This is a genomic window from Streptomyces sp. NPDC001443, assembly GCF_053597355.1.
Genome location: NZ_JBSFIA010000030.1, coordinates 13,325 through 29,304 on the forward strand (window position 1 = coordinate 13,325; position 15,980 = coordinate 29,304).

The window sequence follows — 15,980 nt, forward strand, 5'->3', positions numbered from 1 at the left end:
TCAGTGGTCGGCGGGTACGGGACCGGGTGCGGGTGGCGCGAGGACCGGGCCCCAGGGGAACGGTGGATCGGGGATCTCGCGGCGCAGCACCGGCGCGATGTCCGACTGGAAGAGGGCCAGGGAGTCCCGGTGTTGACGGTCCGTCAGTCCTCCTGCGTCTGCTTGCAGATGCAGTACGGTGTGCCCGAACCGCTCGTGGTAGCGGTGCACCTTCTCGGCGATCTGCTGGGGGCTGCCGATCAACGCGGAGCTGTGCTCCACGAAGTCCTCCAGGGTCGCGAAGACCGGTTCGAGACCCAGCCGTTTCTGGAACGCCAGGTTTCCCTCGAACACGGGCCGGTAGGCGGCGATCGCTTCCTGGGAGGTGCGGGCCGCGTAGAGGCCCGCGGTCCCCGCGCCCACCGCGATGGCGGCCGGGTCGTGGCCGTAGTGGTCCCAGCGCTCCCGGTAGTGACGGATCAACTCTGCGTAGGGCTCTATGGGGTTGGTGACGTTGGCGGAGAACAGCGGGTCGCCGTAGCGGGCGGCCAGATCGACCGATTCCTTGCTGGTCGCGCTGCCGTGCCAGACCCGGATCGGCTGTTGCAGGGGCCGGGGCCACACCTCCGCGTCCTCGAGTTGCGGACGGAAGCGGGTCCCGGCGGTCACCTTGTCCTGGCGCCAGAGCTTGCGGAACACCTCGTAGCCCTCGGCGTTGCGATCCCACTGGTCCTCGGGGGTGACCTGGAACAGGTCCCGCTGGGCGCTCCCGTTGCCCTTGCCGATGATCAGCTCCAGGCGTCCGCCGGAGAGATGGTCCAGGGTCGCGTAGTCCTCGTACGCCCGCACCGGGTCGAGGAGACTGAGCGTGGTGACGGCCGTGAACAGCCGGATCCGGGAGGTGAGGGCGGCGATGTGGCTGAGGACGACCGGCGGCGAGGAGGAGATGAAGGGCCGCTCGTGCCGCTCCCCCACGCCGAAGCCGTCGAAGCCGAGTTCCTCGGCGAGCAGCGCGTTGTCGAGCACCTCGCGGAAGCGGTCCTGGGTGGACCTGCGCACTCCCGTCACCGGGTGCGGGGCGTGCACGATCAGGGTGACGGCGAGGAACTTCACGATGCCACCCGCTCGTCACGCACCTCGTCGGGGTGGTCCAGGCCGAGGTGGTCGCGCAGGGTCGGGCCCTCGTACTCGGCGCGGAAGACGCCCTGTTCCTGCAGGAGCGGGACCACCTTGTCGGCGAAGGGGTCGAGACCGCCCGGAGTGAGGTGCGGGACGAGGATGAAGCCGTCACTGGCGTCGGCCTGGACGAAGTCGTTGATGGTCTTCGCGACGGTGGCCGGTGAGCCGATGAAGGCCTGTCGGTTGCCGGTCTCGATGACCAGGTCGCGGATGGACCACCGGTTGGCCGCGGCGAGTTCGCGCCACTCGCGGGCGGTGGCCAGCGGGTCGCGGTACATGCGGACCTGGGCGCGTCCCTGGGAGATGTGGTGGTCGCCGACGTCCGGATCGATGTCGGGCAGCGGCCCGTCCGGGTCGTACGAGGACAGGTCCCGGTTCCACACGAACTCGAGGTGCTTGATGGCCGTGGCACCGCTGACCTGACTGCGGCGTACCTCCTTGGCCAGCTCCTCGGCCTCGGCGTCGCTGTCGCCCAGCACGAAGGTCGCTGCCGGGAGGATCAGCAACTGATCGGTCCTGCGGCCGTACTTGGCCAGGCGGGACTTGACGTCGGTGTAGAAGTCTCGGCCCGCGTCGAGGGTGCTGTACCGGCTGAAGATGGCGTCGGCACCGGCGGCGGCGAACTCCCGTCCCTCTTCGGAGTCGCCGGCCTGGAAGATCACCGGGCGCCCCTGCGGAGAGCGCGGCACATTGAACTGGCCGTGGATGTCGAAGTGGTGGCCCCGGTGCTCGAAGGCTCCGGCCTTGGCGTCACGCAGGAAGTCTCCGGTGGCCCGGTCGGCGACGATCTCGTCACCGCGCCAGGAGTCGAACAACTCGTTCGCCGTGGCCAGGAACTCCTTGGCCCGGGAGTAGCGCTCCTGCTGCGGCAGGAAGCCGCCGCGCCGGAAGTTCTCGCCGGTGAAGGCGTCCCAGGAGGTGACCACGTTCCAGGCGGCCCGGCCGCCGGAGAGGTGGTCGAGGCTGGCGAACTGGCGGGCCACCTCGTAGGGCTCGTTGAAGGTGGAGTTGATGGTGCCGGTCAGCCCGAGGTGCTCGGTGACGGCGGCGAGCGCGGCGAGGACCGTGAAGGTGTCGGGACGGCCGACCACGTCCAAGTCGTAGATCTTCCCGCCCTGTTCGCGCAGCCTCAGTCCCTCCGCGAGGAACAGGAAGTCGAACTTGGCGCGCTCGGCGGTCCGCGCGAAGTGCGCGAAGGAGCTGAACTCGATGTGGCTGCCGGCCTCGGGGTCGCTCCACACCGTGGTGTTGTTGACGCCGGGGAAGTGGGCGGCCAGGTGGATCTGCTTCAGGGGCTTGCTCATGTCGTACGGTCCCTCCGGCTCAGGCGTTCGCGGCGGCATAGCGGTTGGCGGGGCGGGCGAGCCCCAGCAGCCCGCGCAGGGTGTCGGCCTCGTAGGCGCGGCGGAAGGCGTCCCGGCGCTGTAGTTCGGGAACCAGGCCCCGGGTGATCGCCGGGAGGTCGTGGCCGGCGACGGCGGGCCGCAGCCGGAAGCCGCTCAGCCCGGCCGACTGCAAGTCCAGAAGCAGATCGGCGAGTTGGGCGGGGGTGCCGGTGAAGATGCGGGCGTCGCTGGTGTACGGGTGTCCGGCGAGGGCGTCCAGGCGCTCCCGGCGGGCCGCGGCCGTGGCGGGGTCGTCGTCGAGGAAGACCACCAGGTCGCCGAAGACGTGCAGTGTGTCGTCGGCGCGGCCGGCCGCCGTCTGCTCGGCGCGGATCTCCTCGACGACGGCGCGGGCCTGGTCCGTGTCGTGCGGGGTGACGTAGCCGATGTCGGCGGCCCTGGCCACCAGCCGGTAGGGGACGGTCGCGTGGGCCAGGGCGCTGACGATCGGCTGGCCCTGGGGCGGGCGGGGTGTGATCGAGGGGCCCTTGACGCTGAAGAAGCGGCCCTCGAAGTCGATGTGGTGCAGCTTGTCCCGGTCGACGAAGCGGCCGGTGGCGGCGTCCCGGATCTCCGCGTCGTCCTCCCAGCTGTCCCACAGTCTGCGTATGACGTCGACGTGGTCGGCCGCCTCGTCGAAGACTTCCGCCACGACGTCCTGCACGGCGGGTGTGCCGTAGTCCTCGATCCGGAACGGCGGGAACGTACGGCGTCCGAAGTGCGCGGCCTCGTTGCGGCGCGCCGTGACCTGGACGCGCAGACCGGCACGGCCGCCGCTCACGTAGTCGAGGGTGGCGATCGCCTTGGAGATGTGGAACGGCTCCGTGTGGGTGGCCACCACCGTCGGCACCACACCGATGTGGCGGGTCAGCGGGGCGACCCGCGCGGCGATGAGGACGGCGTCCAGGCGTCCGCGGACCTGGTCGGTGCGGTCGTCGGGTTCGGTGGCGGACGAGGACTGGAGGCCGAGCGCGTCCTCGATGGTCACGAGGTCGAGCAGTCCGCGCTCGGCCTCGGTGACGAGGTCGGTCCAGTAGGCGGCGGTGAGCAGTTCGTGGGGCCGGGCGACGGGCTCGCGCCAGGCGGCCGGGTGCCAGCCGGCGCCGTCGAGGGCGACGGCGAGGTGCAGCGGGGAGGGTGACGAGGACACGGGATCGGTGCCTTCCTGATCAGCTGTACGAGGGAGCCGGCCCGGTGGGTGGGGGCGGCCGCGAGGACAACGGTCAGGAGCGACAGAGCGCGCCGGCCGTGCGCAGCAGGTCGATGTGCGGCCGGGAGTACAGGTGCAGGCGGCGGGGCGGGGCGGGATTCATGCCTTCTCTTCCTGGTGTCCGGCCGCGCGTTCGTCCCGGCCCCGCGGACCGTCCCGGCCCTCCCTTTCCGGCTGTGCGTCCGGTGTGCGGACCAGCGTGAACCGGGTACGGCGGCGCAGGGTGAAGCCGATGGACTCGTAGAGCCGGATCGCTCGGGTGTTGCTCGCCGCGGCGTGCAGGAAGGGGGTGTCGCCGCGTTCCCTGATCCCCGCCGCGACCGCGCGGACCAGCCGGGTGGCCAGGCCCCGGCCCCGGTGGTCCGGGTGGGTGCACACGGCGCTGATCTCGGTCCAGCCCGGCGGGCGGAGGCGTTCGCCGGCCAGGGCGATGAGCCGTCCGCGGTCCCGGATGCCGAGGTAGGTGCCCAGTTCGACGGTGCGGGTCAGGAAGGGGCCCGGCTGGGTGAGGGCGATCAGGCCGAGGATCTCGGGCACGTCGGCGGGCCCGAGCCGTACCGCTTCGGGTGCGGGTTCGGCCGAGAGAGCGGTGTCGACCAGTTGGACGCCCGCACCGCTGTCCTCGATCGCCCATCCCTCGGGCACGGTTCGGACCGCGGTGACCGCGGTGACGGCGCCGGGACCCACCAGCGCGGCCAGGTCGTCCCAGGCCCGGGGGTCGGCGGGGTCCTCCAGGGCGGTGAACGGGGAGACGTCCGTGGGATAGCGGGCGGCCCGGCCGACGCGCTCGGCGAGATGGGCGTGCGGACCGGTCAGCGCGGCCCAGGCGGCGTTGTCCAGGACGTGCGGTTGCTTCGGGCTCGGGGACGATGGCGGGGTCGGGGCGTGGTGGACGCTGGTGGACATGGCGGTGCGGGGTCTCCCTTGTCTGGAGCGCTACGGAGGCGCGGTCGGGACCGGGCCGTGGCACGGCGCGGCCCGACGGGCAGCCGGTGGTGAGGAGTTGTCGAGCGAGGGGCGGAGGTCAGAGGACTCTGCTGAGGAAGTCCCTGGTCCGCTCGTGCTTCGGGTGGTCGAGGACCTCGGACGGCGGGCCCTGCTCGAGGATCCGGCCGTCGTCGATGAACACGACCCGGTCGGCGACCTCGCGGGCGAAGCCGATCTCGTGCGTGACGATGACGAGGGTGGTGCCGCTGGTCGCCAAGTCCTTGATCACGGAGAGGACTTCGCCGACGAGCTCGGGGTCGAGGGCGGAGGTGGGTTCGTCGAAGAGGATCACGCCGGGCCGCAGGGCCAGGGCGCGCGCGATGGCCACCCGCTGCTGCTGTCCGCCGGACAACTGCCGTGGATGAGCCTCGGCTCTGTCGGCCAGGCCCACCCGGCCGAGCAGTTCCCGGGCCAGCTCCTGAGCCTCGGGTTTGCCGAGCTGCCCGGTCGCGACCGGGGCGGCGGCCACGTTGTCCAGCGCGGTGAGGTGCGGGAAGAGGTTGAAGTTCTGGAAGACGAAGCCGATACGGCTGCGTTGCGCCAGGATCGCCCGCTCGCTCAGCTCCTTCAGCCTCTCCCCCTGCCGCTTCACGCCGATCAGCTCGCCGTTGATGCTGACGTAGCCGATCTCGGGCTTCTCCAGGTGGTTGATGACCCGCAGCAGCGTGGACTTGCCGGAGCCGGACGGGCCGAGGATGACGGTGACCTCGCCGGGCCGTACGGTCAGGTCGACGCCGTCCAGCACCCGGTGGGCGCCGTACCACTTGTGCACGTCGTGCACCTCGACGGCGGCGGGCGCCCCGGTCGTCGGGATCTCGGCGAACTCGGCGGTCCGCACGGTCCGGTTGCTCATACGGCGGCCTCCCTGCGCGCACGGGCCCGCAACTCTCCGAGGCCGGCGCGGAGTTTCTGCAACGGGGTCGGCGGCAGGGTGCGGGTGGCGCCCCGGGCGAAGTACCGCTCGACGTAGAACTGGGCGACGGACACGGCACTGGTGAGGATCAGGTACCAGACGGTGGCGACCAGCAGCAGCGGCACGATGTCGCCGGGGTAGGTGCTGCCCATCATCTGCACCGAGCCGAACAGGTCGAGCAGCGACACGTAGAACACCAGCGAGGTGGCCTTGATCAGGCCGATCAGCTGGTTGACGTAGTTCGGGATGATGGACCTCAGGGCCTGCGGGAAGACGATCCGGGTGAACTGGTAGCCCTTGGGCAGACCGAGCGCGGCGGCCGCCTCGTGCTGCCCCTGGTCGACGGAGAGGATGCCGCCGCGTACGACTTCGGACGCGTACGCCGCCTCGTTGAGGCTGAGTCCGACGACCGCGACGGCCATGTCGGTGGCGAGCTTCGACTCGTCGAAGGTGAAGAAGGCGGGCCCGAAGGGCACCCCGAGGCTCAGCGTCTTGTACAGGGCGCTGAAGTTGTAGAGGAAGACCAGCAGGACGATCAGCGGTACGGACCGGAACAGCCAGGTGTAGAGCCAGGTCGCGGCGCGCAGCACCGGGTTGCCGGAGAGACGCCCGAGCGCGATCAGGATCCCGCCGAGCAGCCCCAACGCCGCGCTGAGGGCGGTCACTTCGAGGGTGATGACGAGCCCGTCGAGGACGGTCGGGCGCAGGAACCAGTAGCGGAAGCGGTCCCACTGGTAGAACGGGTTGGTCACCAGCCCGTGGGTGATCTGGGCGGCCAGCACGAGCAGGACGGCCGTGGTGATCCAGCGGCCGGGACGCCTGAGCGGAAGGACCCGCTGCGCCGCGAGGGGCTTCGGTTCGACAGGGACGGCGGGGCGAGGGATCGCCTCGGCGGGCGGTGCTGTTCCGGCGGACACAGCGATACCCGGAGATTCACTCATGGTGGGCTCCAGCGGATTCGGACAAGAATGTCGATGCGACTGACCAGCAGGCGAGAGCGCGTCCTGCGTCGGGGAACGGCCTGGAACGTCCCGCGCTCGTCATGCGAACGGCACCAGCGCGTCCTGGACAGTCGGTGCGGCGGCGGGATGGCGCCACAGCCCCTCCCCCGCCAGCCGGGGCAGCACCCCTTCCCCGAACCAGTACGCCTCCTCCAGGTGCGGGTACCCGGACAGCACGAACTCCTCGATTCCCAGCGCCGCATACTCCTTGATCCGCTCGGCGACCTCCTCGTGTGAGCCGACCAGGGCCGTGCCCGCGCCGCCCCGCACCAGCCCGATCCCCGCCCACAGGTTGGGGTGGATCTCCAGCGCGTCGCGCCGGCCCGCGTGCAGGGCCAGCATGCGTCGCTGCCCCTCGGACTCGCTCCGCGCGAGCCCCTCCTGCACAGACCGCACCGTGTGCGGGTCGAACCCCTCGAGCAGCCGCCGTGCCTCGGCCCATGCCTCCTCGGAGGTGTCCCGGGTGATCACATGCAGCCGGATCCCGAACCGCAGGGTCCTCCCGGCCCTCGCCGCCAGGCCCCGGATCCACGCGATCTTCTGCGCGACCTGGGCCGGCGGCTCGCCCCAGGTGAGATACGCGTCGACGTGCCGGGCCGCGACCTCACCGGCGACCGGTGAGGATCCCCCGAAGTACACCTCGGGAACGGGATCCGGTACCCGCGCCAGCCTCGCGGCCTCGACCTGGATGTGCTCACCTCGCAGATCGACCGTCTCTCCCGCCCACAACGCCCTTACGACCTGGAGGAATTCACCGGTACGGCGATAGCGGGCGTCCTTGTCGAGGAAGTCCCCGTAGGCGCGCTGCTCGTGGCTCTCGCCGCCGGTCACCACGTTCAGCAGGAGCCGTCCGCCGGTCTGCCGCTGGAACGTGGTCGCCATCTGCGCGGCGAGCGTGGGCGAGACGAAGCCGGGCCGGAAGGCCACCAGGAATTTCAGCCGCTCGGTGTTCTGGCTGACCATCGCGGTGGTCAGCCAGGCGTCCTCGCACCAGGCGCCGGTGGGGGTGAGCGCCCCCACGAAGCCGAGGTGTTCGGCCGCCCGGGCGATCTGGCTCAGATAGGCGACCGTGGGCGGCCGGTCCCGGCCCGAGGCGGTGGCCGGGGTGCCGTGGCCACCGCCGACGACGTGGCGGCTGTCTCCGTTGGTGGGCAGGAACCAGTGGAAGGTGAGGGACACGAGGGGTACTCCGATCGCGTGGGTCCGTCAGAGCAGGCCGTGACGGGGCGGCAGGGTGCCGTTGAGCACGTACCGGCCGATGTGCTGGATCTTCCAGCGGGTCGGGTCGTGCAGGGTGTGGGTGCGGGCGTCCCGCCAATGCCGGTGCAGGTTCAGTTCGTTGAGGGCCGATCGGGTGCCGGACACCTCGAAGAGCGCGTCGGCGACGGTCACCGCGGCCTCGGCCGCGCTCACCTTGGCGGCAGCGACGGCGACGGACGCCTCGGCGGCCGACTCGTCGGTGAGGTGTCCGCGGGCGGTGTCGACCGCGCGGGCCGCTTCGCGCAGGAGCGCCTGCGCGGCCCTTTCCAGCAGGGCGAGTTCACCGAACCGCTGGATCAGCAGCGGGTCCTCGGCGGCGGTGTCGAGCCCGCTCTCGAACCAGGGCCGACTCTTCGTCCGCACGAACTCCACCGCCTCGGCCAGGGCGCCCCGGGCGATCCCCACGTCGATGGCGGCGTGCAGCAACTGTGCTGTCGCTCCGTGCAGTTGAGGTCCCTGGAAGGTCAGGTGATGCGGCAGCACCCGGTCGGCCGGCACCGCGACGCCGTCCAGGCGGACCGTCCCGCTCGCGGTCGTCCGCTGCCCCATGCCGTCCCAGTCGTCGATCACCGTGAGCCCGTCGGCGTCCCGGGGGACGTAGGCGACATGCGGACGGTCGTCCTCGGCCAGGGCGAGAACGGGAATCCAGTCGGCGAAGAGAGCACCGGTGCAGTAGTGCTTGACCCCGGTGAGCAGGTAGGAGCCGTCGGGCCGGGGCCTGAGGCGGGTGCGCAGGTCCTGGACGTGCCGGGTGCCCGCCTCGGACTGGGCGTTGCCGAACCGCCGCCCGGCGAGCAGTTCGGCGAAGAAGAACTTCTGCTGCTCCTCGCTGCCCTGCCGGTGGATGACGTTGGCGTACACGAAGTGATTCTGCGGGATCTGGGCGAGGCTGCCGTCGGCCGAGCCGAGCAGCCGGAAGATCTCCGCGAGCGTCAGGGCGCTGACGTCGGCGCCGCCGTGTTCCGCGGGTACGGTCACGGCGAGCAGGCCGGAGGCCGACAGCCGCGCCAACTCGGCCGTAGGGAGTCTGCGTTCGCGGTCGCGGTCGGCGGCCCCGGCACGGAACTCGTCGGCCAGGGCCGCGGCGACGGCGAGCGCTTCGGCGTCGTCGGCGATGACGTGGGCGGTCATCGGGGTCAGGCCGCCGCGGTCAGGGCGGGCCGGTGTGCGAGCGCGGCCGAGAACTGGTCGACGATCGGGGACAGGGCGTCGACGACCGCCGGCGCCAGGGCCAGTGTGCCGTCCGCGTGGACGGTGATGTCCTTGTCGAGGGTGAACCAGCCCTGGACGATGTGGGCGGCACCCATCGAGGTCAGGACCGGGCGCAGGGCGTAGTCGATGGCGAGGACGTGGGCGACGGAACCGCCGGTGGCCAGCGGCAGCACGGTCTTGCCGGCGAGCGCGTACTGCGGGAGCAGGTCCAGCAGCGCCTTGAGGACACCGGAGTACGAGGCCTTGTAGACCGGGGTGCCGACGACGAGTCCGTCGGCACGGGCGAACAGCTCGGCGGCCTCGACGATCGCGGGGTGGCGCGGGTCCGCGCCCAGCAGCGCCTGGGCGGGGATGGCGCGGACGTCGAGCGGGACGACTTCGTGGCCCTGGTCGATCAGGCGCTGGTCCAGGTGGCGCAGGAGGCGACCGGTGCGGGAGGAGGCCGAGGGGCTGCCGGAGAGGGAAAGGACGGTGGCCATGAGGCTGCTTCTTTCTGGAAGCCGGGGCGCTACGGGACGGGCGCCCGGAGGGAAGGGAAGTGGGTCGCTCTGTCGCGGCATTCGGTCAGACGAGAGCGGACTCGAGTTCTGTGTCAGGGAGTTGGGCTTCCAGCTCACGGACGAGGGGAAGCACGCGCCGGCCGAAGTACGCGACCTCCTCGTGGTAGTGCAGGAAGCCGAGCAGGAGGAGGTCGACGCCGAGCCTCTTGTAGGCGACGATGCGCTGCGCGATCTGCTCGGGAGTGCCGATCAGTCCGGTCCGGAAGCCGTCGTTGTACTGGACGAGGTCCTCGAAGCCGGAGTCCTGCCACATGCCCTTGCCGTCGGCGGTGGACCGGCCGGCCTGCTTCACCGCGGCTCCGAATCCCTCGACCGCCTCGGTGTCGGCCTTGGCGACGATCTCGCGCAGGGTGTCGCGGGCCTCGGCCTCGGTGTCGCGGGCGATCAGGAAGCCGTTGAGGCCGAACTTCGGTGCCTGGCGCCCGGCTTGAGCAGCCGACACACGTACGTCCTCGATCTGCTCGGCGACTCCGTCGAAGTCCTTGCCGTTGGAGAAGTACCAGTCGGAGACCCGGCCCGCCATCGCGCGGGCGGCGGTGGAGTTGCCGCCCTGGAAGATCTCCGGATGCGGGCGCTCAGGGGTGTTGAGCGGCTTGGGCTTGAGGGAGAAGTCCCGCAACCGGTAGAAGTCCCCGGCGAGTTCGGCGTGGTCCTCGGTCCAGATCTGACGCAGGGCGCGGATGAACTCCTCGGAGCGGCGGTAGCGTTCGTCGTGCTCCAGCCAGGGCTCGCCGAGGGCGGTGAACTCGTCCTTGAACCAACCGGACACGACGTTCACGGCGAAGCGGCCGTTGGAGAGGTGGTCGGCGGTGGCACCGAGCTTGGCGAGCACTCCGGGGTGCCAGAGGCCGGGGTGGACGGCGGCGATGACCTTCAGACGCTGGGTGGCGAGCAGCAGGGCGAGGCTGAAGCTGGTCGACTCGTGCTGGTACTCGGCGCCGTAGCTGGCCATGTAGCGGACCTGGCTGAGCGCGTATTCAAAGCCGTTGTTCTCTGCGAGGACAGCCAGTTCGCGGTTGTACTCGTATCCCCAGTCGGTGCGTTGCTCGATCGTGCTGGTGACGAGCCCGCCGCTGACGTTGGGGACCCAGTAGGCGAATTTCACGGGCGCTGCGGACATTGCGTGACTCCTGGTGCGGAATTGTTTTCGGGCACGCCGAAATCGACGGGCGCACCCGGGAACACAAAGGCCATGAACGGATGCACCGGCGCCACGACGGGCCTACCGGGATACCTGATTCAGGCGGTGAAGGGAGGGATGCGGCGAAGTGGTCAGGCCGCGGCGCAACAGGAGGCGCTGGAGACACGTGCGAGGTCGACGTGGCGTCGCCGCGTGAGGTCCAGTCGCATCTTCATGCCGTCGATGGTGGCAGCCGGTGCCGAACATCGTCAAGGAAAACCCGACCGTTCTCGTATCGCGGACCATTGCATTTCACGAAGGTGTGACAGGGCAACCCTTGAACATGGCCCGTATGCCGACGCATTCTGCCGGGATGCGGACCGAACAGCTGGAATACATCACGGCCGTGACCCGGCTCGGCTCACTGCGCAGGGCGGCCGACGAACTCAGCCTGTCCCAGCCCGCGTTGAGCGAAACGGTGCGAAATCTGGAGCGGGAACTGGGCGTCGATCTGCTGGAGCGCAAACGCACCGGGGCGACGATGAGCGCGGCGGGGCAGGAGCTGATGCCGCACATCGTGAGCGTGCTGGAGGCGGTGGACCGGCTGCGGTCCGCGGCGGGCGAGCAGCACCGCCTGAGCCGGTTGGTGCGCGTCGGCACGGTGAACGCCGCGACCGTGCCTCTGCTCATCCCGGTGCTTCGGACGTTCCGGGCAACACATCCGCTCACCCAGGTCGAGGTGGTGGGCGCACGGCAGACCGAGATCCAACGAGGCCTCACCGAAGGCGGTTTCGACCTGGGCCTGGTCAACCATCTCGACGGCGACGACCTGCCCGCCGGCTTCGAGACCACCGAACTGCTGCGCGGACGGCCGGTGGTGTGCGTCCGGTCGGACAGGCCGCTGGCGGCCCTGGCGGAGGTGTCGGTGGACGAGTTGCTCACCGAGCCGCTGATCGCGATGCGCACCGGTTATGTGATGCACCGCTATGTACACCGACTGCTGACGGGGCGCTCCCCGGCGATCTCCTACTCGACCGACGGCGCGGAGATGGGCAAGCTGATGGTCGCGGAGGGGCTCGGGGTGACCGTGCTGCCCGACTTCAGCGTGCTCGGCGACCCGCTGGAGCGCAGCGGCGCGATCGTGTGCCGCCCGCTGGCCGGGGACTCCGCCCGGGTGCTGCTGATGCTGCAACGCCGACGGGCGGAGTCGGTGCCACGAGCGGCCCGGGAGCTGCACGAGACGTTCGTGCGCCGGGCCCGGGAACTCATGGGCGCCGTGCGTCAGTAGCGGGTCGTGTCACTGCGGCCGCCCGGGTATGGACATCGCAGGCGGTCACAGCGGTGGCGGCGCAACCTTCCCCGTCCGCTGCGAGTCGAACTCCCGGGCAGGGAGGCGCAGATGGGCAGGACCTGGGAAGCCGCGCAACGAGCCTGGGGGCTGGCGGCCTTGGCGTTGCTCGCCTTCCTCGGCGGGGCCGCCGTGCTCGCGATGCCGTACCGGCACAGCCTCGCCACCGTGCGGTCCTACGAAGCGGCGTCGCAGACCCGGGGCATCCCTGCCGTGGTCAGGAAGTTGGAGAACCACTCCGGTCGTGGCGCCGAGTACTGGGTCGAGGTCACGGGCCCCCCTTCCGTGTCCGGCCGGATCGACCTCGACGACTCCGGACCCGTGCTGTCGAGGCTGCACAAGGGCGACCGCATCGGGGTGGTCGTCTGGCACGGCCACCGCACCGACATCACCTTCGGCGGGCGGGTTCAGCAGACGGAAGACTCACCGACGAAGTATCCGGCGCTCTACCTGGGCAGCGGCCTGACCCTTTTCGGCGGCGGGGTGCTCGCGCTGTACTGCGCCGGCCTTCTGCGCCGTGGCATGCACGAGTCGGACGGGTTCAGCGTCTTCGACGAGTTCCCCCTCACCGGCAAGATGATCGTCGGAGCCTGCGTGGTCACCGTCGTCACCGGCCTCGTCACGGTCGACGCACACGAGAGCGACCCGCTCGACTTCGTCGGCGCCTGGATCCTCTTCACCCTCATCGGCCTCGCCGTGTGGGCGGTGAGACGCCGGATCCGCACATGGTGGCTCGACTGACCGTCCAGCGACGGAAGGGGCCGGACGGATGCACGCGGGTACGTCCGTGCGCGCCCAGGGAAGGACTGGCGCATGCAGACGGACCACTTCGCCCAGGACCCACGTTCGAACCTCCAGCGCATGCGGGCAGGAGACCTGTACATCGCGGACGATCCCGAGATCAGCCGCCGCCAGCAGCGCGCCGTCCGCCTGACCGCTCGCTTCCGGTCCGCCTATGTCGAGGACGCCGACGCCGCCCAGCCGCTGCTGCGCGAACTGCTCGGATCCTTCGGTGACGAGGCCCATCTGCGTCCGCCGCTGTATGTCGACTACGGCAGCAACATCACCGTCGGGGCGCGCACCTTCGTCAACTACAACCTCACTGCGCTGGACGTCGCGGCCATCACCATCGGCGAGGACTGCCAGATCGGCCCCGGCGTCCAGTTGCTGACCCCGACCCATCCGCTGGAGCCGCGGCCACGGCGCGACAAGCTCGAAGCGGCCCGCCCGATCGTCATCGGCGACAACGTGTGGATCGGCGGCGGCGCCATCGTCCTGCCCGGAGTCGCCATCGGGGACAACTCCGTCATCGGCGCCGGCGCCGTCGTCACCAAGGACGTACCCGCGAACGTCGTCGCCGTCGGCAATCCCGCCCGCGTGGTGCGGAGTCTGTGAGTCGGAGGAGGGCGACGCGCGAGGTGAGGTGCGACGCCCGGCCGGTGCCGCCCATGCCTTCGACGCTGACCCTGAACTCGCCCTCACACAAGCTTATTTGACGGTCCGTCGGCTACACGGACATGACATCCCGTGTCCGCAGCACTGCACACGATGGCATCGCATGACAGGTGTGCGACATGTACATGTAATCCCTGTCCTCGTCGTCGGCCGCGAGCACATGGTCGCTCTGTGGCACCGACCGGGTGCCTCACACCGCTCGGCGCGGACCCCCACCAGGATTCCGTGCCTGATCGCAAAGGACCACTTCACATGGCAGCAGTGCGCACCAAGAAGCGGCGCGTCACCGCGGCGGTCGCCATCACGGCCGCGGTGGCGACCGCCTTAGGCGCCCTCTCCGCGCTCCCCGCCCAGGCCGCACCGGCCGAGGGCACCGTGCTGGGGGCGGACTCCGCGAACGCCGTACCCGGCAGCTACATCGTCACGCTCAAGAAGGACGTCGGCTTCAAGGCCACCACCGCGCGCGGCAGGAACCTGGCGGCCGAGTACGGCGGCAGCGTCAAGCGAACGTTCACCTCCGCGCTCAACGGTTACGCCGTCAGCCTCACCGGCGCCCAGGCCAGAAGGCTGGCGGCCGACCCCGATGTCGCCTCGGTCGAGCAGGACCAGGTCGTCCACGCACTCGGCACCCAGAGCAACGCCCCCTGGGGTCTGGACCGGGTCGACCAGAGCAGCCTTCCACTGAGCGGCACCTACACCTACCCCGATGACGGGGGCAGCGGTGCAACCGTGTACGTCCTGGACACCGGTGTGCGCATCACCCACCAGGACATCGCGGGCAGAGCCTCCTACGGATGGGACTTCGTCGACAACGACGCCACCGCGCAGGACGGCTACGGCCACGGGACCTTCGTCGCGACCGTCGCCGCCGGCACCACCTACGGCGTGGCCAAGAAGGCGAAGATCGTCGCCGTCCGGGTCCTCGGCAACGACGGCTCCGGCACGACCGCCGGGGTCATCGCGGGCGTGGACTGGATCACCGCCAACCACGTCGCCGACTCCGTCGCCAACGTCTCCCTCGGCGGCGGTGCCAGCACCTCGCTGGACACCGCGGTGAAGAACTCCATCGCCTCCGGGGTCACGTACTCCATAGCGGCGGGCAACTCGGGTGCCCTGGCGTCGAACTACTCCCCCGCCCGGGTCACCCAGGCGCTGACCGTCGGCGCGACGACGAGCAGCGACGCGCGGGCGAGCTACTCCAACTACGGTTCCGGGGTGGACCTCTTCGCCCCCGGCTCCGGCATCACGGCGGCCTGGAACACCTCCGACTCGGCCACGTACACGGGCAACGGCACGTCCTTCGCCGCCCCGCACGTCACCGGGGCGGCCGCCCTCTACCTGACCGCCCACCCGGGCGCCTCCCCGGCGACCGTCGGCAGCGCGCTGGTCGACGGCGCCACCAGCGGAGTCCTCAGCGGTGTGGGCTCGGGCTCGCCCAACAAGCTCCTGAAGCTCACGGAGCAGACCGTGTCGCCGACGCCATAGGCGTCGTATGACCAGCGGCTCGCTCAGGCGCCCGGCCGGAACTTCCGGCCGGGCGCCTCGCGGACGGCGGCGGTACCGCTCAGACCGCCCGCAAGGCCCCGGGGCGGCGGCCGGTGAGACGGTCGAGGGCGGCGGCGCTCGCCCCGTCGGCCGCCAGGTGGACGACGATGTGCTGGTCGTCGTCGGCGGGCAGGCCGAGGGCTTCGTACGCCAGCCGTACCTCCCCCACCTGCGGGTGGACCATGCGCACCACCCCGTTCGCCCGCGGCAGCCCGGGCAGCGTCCGCAGCCGATCGGCGAACGGCTTCCCGCAGGACACCGTCAACTCGTCCATGAGTGTGCCGACTTGGGTGTCGGTGCGCCCCGGCCCCTGTTTGAGGGCCACGGCCTGCTCGTCGGCGACCGTGTCCCAGTCCGGGCAGCCCGACCCGCCGCGTCCCGAGGGCATGGCCGAACTGACCCGGCGGCCCGACGCCGCCGACGCGGTCGTCATCGTGACGCCCGACCACAACCGCAGCTTCCCGGCCTCCCCCAAGGCCGCCGTCGACTGGCACTACACCCGGTGGAAGGCCAAGCCGATCGGCTTCGTCGGCTACAGCGGCCTCAGCGGCGGTCTGCTGGCGATCGAGCAACTGCGTCAGGTCTTCAGCGAGTTGCACGCCCACACCGTGCGCGACTACGTCTCCTTCCCCAGCTGCTGCCTCCTCTTCTCCCCCGACGGCACGCTCCGGGACCCGCAGGGCCCCGAGAACGCCGCCAGGGCCATGCTCGACCAGTTGCTCCGGTGGGGCTCGGTCCTGCGCGACGCCCGCCGCGACCGCCCGCAGATCGCGAACCGGTAGGACTTTTCGGGGCGCGTGCGGGAACCTCCAACGTCCGTTCCGCG

At 70.8% G+C, this 15,980-nt stretch carries 18 protein-coding genes; 5 read left to right on the plus strand and 13 right to left on the minus strand.

What is annotated here, in order from left to right:
• The 12 genes from ACWC24_RS27450 to ACWC24_RS27505 all read right to left on the minus strand — a co-directional run bounded on the left by ACWC24_RS27450 (position 1) and on the right by ACWC24_RS27505 (position 11,042).
• A complete protein-coding gene (locus tag ACWC24_RS27450) occupies positions 1-1,092 on the minus strand; it encodes an LLM class flavin-dependent oxidoreductase (protein ID WP_450665551.1) in 1,092 nt (363 codons plus the stop codon).
• Positions 1,089-2,462: an NtaA/DmoA family FMN-dependent monooxygenase gene (locus ACWC24_RS27455; protein WP_450665552.1), complete on the minus strand. Its 1,374-nt coding sequence runs from the start codon at positions 2,460-2,462 to the stop codon at positions 1,089-1,091. The genes ACWC24_RS27450 and ACWC24_RS27455 overlap by 4 nt, the downstream gene beginning before the upstream one ends.
• 19 nt (positions 2,463-2,481) lie before the next feature.
• A complete protein-coding gene (locus ACWC24_RS27460; protein WP_450665553.1) occupies positions 2,482-3,693 on the minus strand; it encodes an LLM class flavin-dependent oxidoreductase in 1,212 nt (403 codons plus the stop codon).
• A gap of 73 nt (positions 3,694-3,766) precedes the next feature.
• The gene (locus ACWC24_RS27465) at positions 3,767-3,856 is read right to left on the minus strand and encodes a putative leader peptide (RefSeq protein WP_450665554.1); all 90 of its coding nucleotides are present in this window, start codon (positions 3,854-3,856) and stop codon (positions 3,767-3,769) included.
• Entirely contained in the window at positions 3,853-4,659 is an 807-nt protein-coding gene (locus ACWC24_RS27470; protein WP_450665555.1) for a GNAT family N-acetyltransferase, read from the minus strand. The genes ACWC24_RS27465 and ACWC24_RS27470 overlap by 4 nt, the downstream gene beginning before the upstream one ends.
• 118 nt (positions 4,660-4,777) lie before the next feature.
• Positions 4,778-5,593, minus strand: coding sequence for an amino acid ABC transporter ATP-binding protein (locus ACWC24_RS27475; protein WP_450665556.1), 816 nt, complete (start codon positions 5,591-5,593; stop codon positions 4,778-4,780).
• A complete protein-coding gene (locus ACWC24_RS27480) occupies positions 5,590-6,594 on the minus strand; it encodes an amino acid ABC transporter permease (protein ID WP_450665557.1) in 1,005 nt (334 codons plus the stop codon). The genes ACWC24_RS27475 and ACWC24_RS27480 overlap by 4 nt, the downstream gene beginning before the upstream one ends.
• Before the next feature lie 99 nt (positions 6,595-6,693).
• Complete coding sequence (locus tag ACWC24_RS27485; protein WP_450665558.1) at positions 6,694-7,833, minus strand: LLM class flavin-dependent oxidoreductase; 1,140 nt, start codon at positions 7,831-7,833, stop codon at positions 6,694-6,696.
• A 27-nt stretch (positions 7,834-7,860) separates the two neighbouring features.
• Positions 7,861-9,045: an SfnB family sulfur acquisition oxidoreductase gene (locus tag ACWC24_RS27490; protein WP_450665559.1), complete on the minus strand. Its 1,185-nt coding sequence runs from the start codon at positions 9,043-9,045 to the stop codon at positions 7,861-7,863.
• A gap of 5 nt (positions 9,046-9,050) precedes the next feature.
• Positions 9,051-9,605 carry an NADPH-dependent FMN reductase gene (ssuE, locus tag ACWC24_RS27495; RefSeq protein ID WP_450665560.1) on the minus strand — a complete coding sequence of 185 codons (555 nt, stop codon included), beginning with the start codon at positions 9,603-9,605 and terminating at the stop codon, positions 9,051-9,053.
• Between the two features lie 85 nt (positions 9,606-9,690).
• Positions 9,691-10,806 (minus strand): dimethylsulfone monooxygenase SfnG, encoded by a 1,116-nt coding sequence (sfnG, locus tag ACWC24_RS27500; RefSeq protein ID WP_450665561.1) that lies wholly within the window; start codon positions 10,804-10,806, stop codon positions 9,691-9,693.
• Positions 10,807-10,958: 152 nt separating this feature from the next.
• On the minus strand, positions 10,959-11,042 hold the full coding sequence (locus ACWC24_RS27505; protein WP_350760414.1) for a putative leader peptide: 84 nt from the start codon (positions 11,040-11,042) through the stop codon (positions 10,959-10,961).
• Positions 11,043-11,179: 137 nt separating this feature from the next.
• Between ACWC24_RS27505 and ACWC24_RS27510 the strand changes: the two genes are divergently transcribed.
• The 4 genes from ACWC24_RS27510 to ACWC24_RS27525 all read left to right on the plus strand — a co-directional run bounded on the left by ACWC24_RS27510 (position 11,180) and on the right by ACWC24_RS27525 (position 15,094).
• A complete protein-coding gene (locus tag ACWC24_RS27510; protein ID WP_450665653.1) occupies positions 11,180-12,094 on the plus strand; it encodes a LysR family transcriptional regulator in 915 nt (304 codons plus the stop codon).
• A gap of 111 nt (positions 12,095-12,205) precedes the next feature.
• On the plus strand, positions 12,206-12,895 hold the full coding sequence (locus tag ACWC24_RS27515; protein WP_450665562.1) for a hypothetical protein: 690 nt from the start codon (positions 12,206-12,208) through the stop codon (positions 12,893-12,895).
• A 72-nt stretch (positions 12,896-12,967) separates the two neighbouring features.
• Positions 12,968-13,549, plus strand: coding sequence for a sugar O-acetyltransferase (locus tag ACWC24_RS27520; RefSeq protein WP_450665563.1), 582 nt, complete (start codon positions 12,968-12,970; stop codon positions 13,547-13,549).
• A 312-nt stretch (positions 13,550-13,861) separates the two neighbouring features.
• A complete protein-coding gene (locus tag ACWC24_RS27525; RefSeq protein ID WP_450665564.1) occupies positions 13,862-15,094 on the plus strand; it encodes a S8 family peptidase in 1,233 nt (410 codons plus the stop codon).
• 79 nt (positions 15,095-15,173) lie between these two features.
• On the opposite strand, the gene ACWC24_RS27530 is transcribed toward ACWC24_RS27525, so the two are convergent.
• Complete coding sequence (locus tag ACWC24_RS27530; protein ID WP_450665565.1) at positions 15,174-15,542, minus strand: MmyB family transcriptional regulator; 369 nt, start codon at positions 15,540-15,542, stop codon at positions 15,174-15,176.
• Between ACWC24_RS27530 and ACWC24_RS27535 the strand changes: the two genes are divergently transcribed.
• On the plus strand, positions 15,541-15,936 hold the full coding sequence (locus ACWC24_RS27535) for an NADPH-dependent FMN reductase (RefSeq protein WP_450665566.1): 396 nt from the start codon (positions 15,541-15,543) through the stop codon (positions 15,934-15,936). The two genes, ACWC24_RS27530 and ACWC24_RS27535, sit on opposite strands and share 2 nt — an antisense overlap.
• The last annotated feature ends 44 nt before the right edge of the window (positions 15,937-15,980 follow it).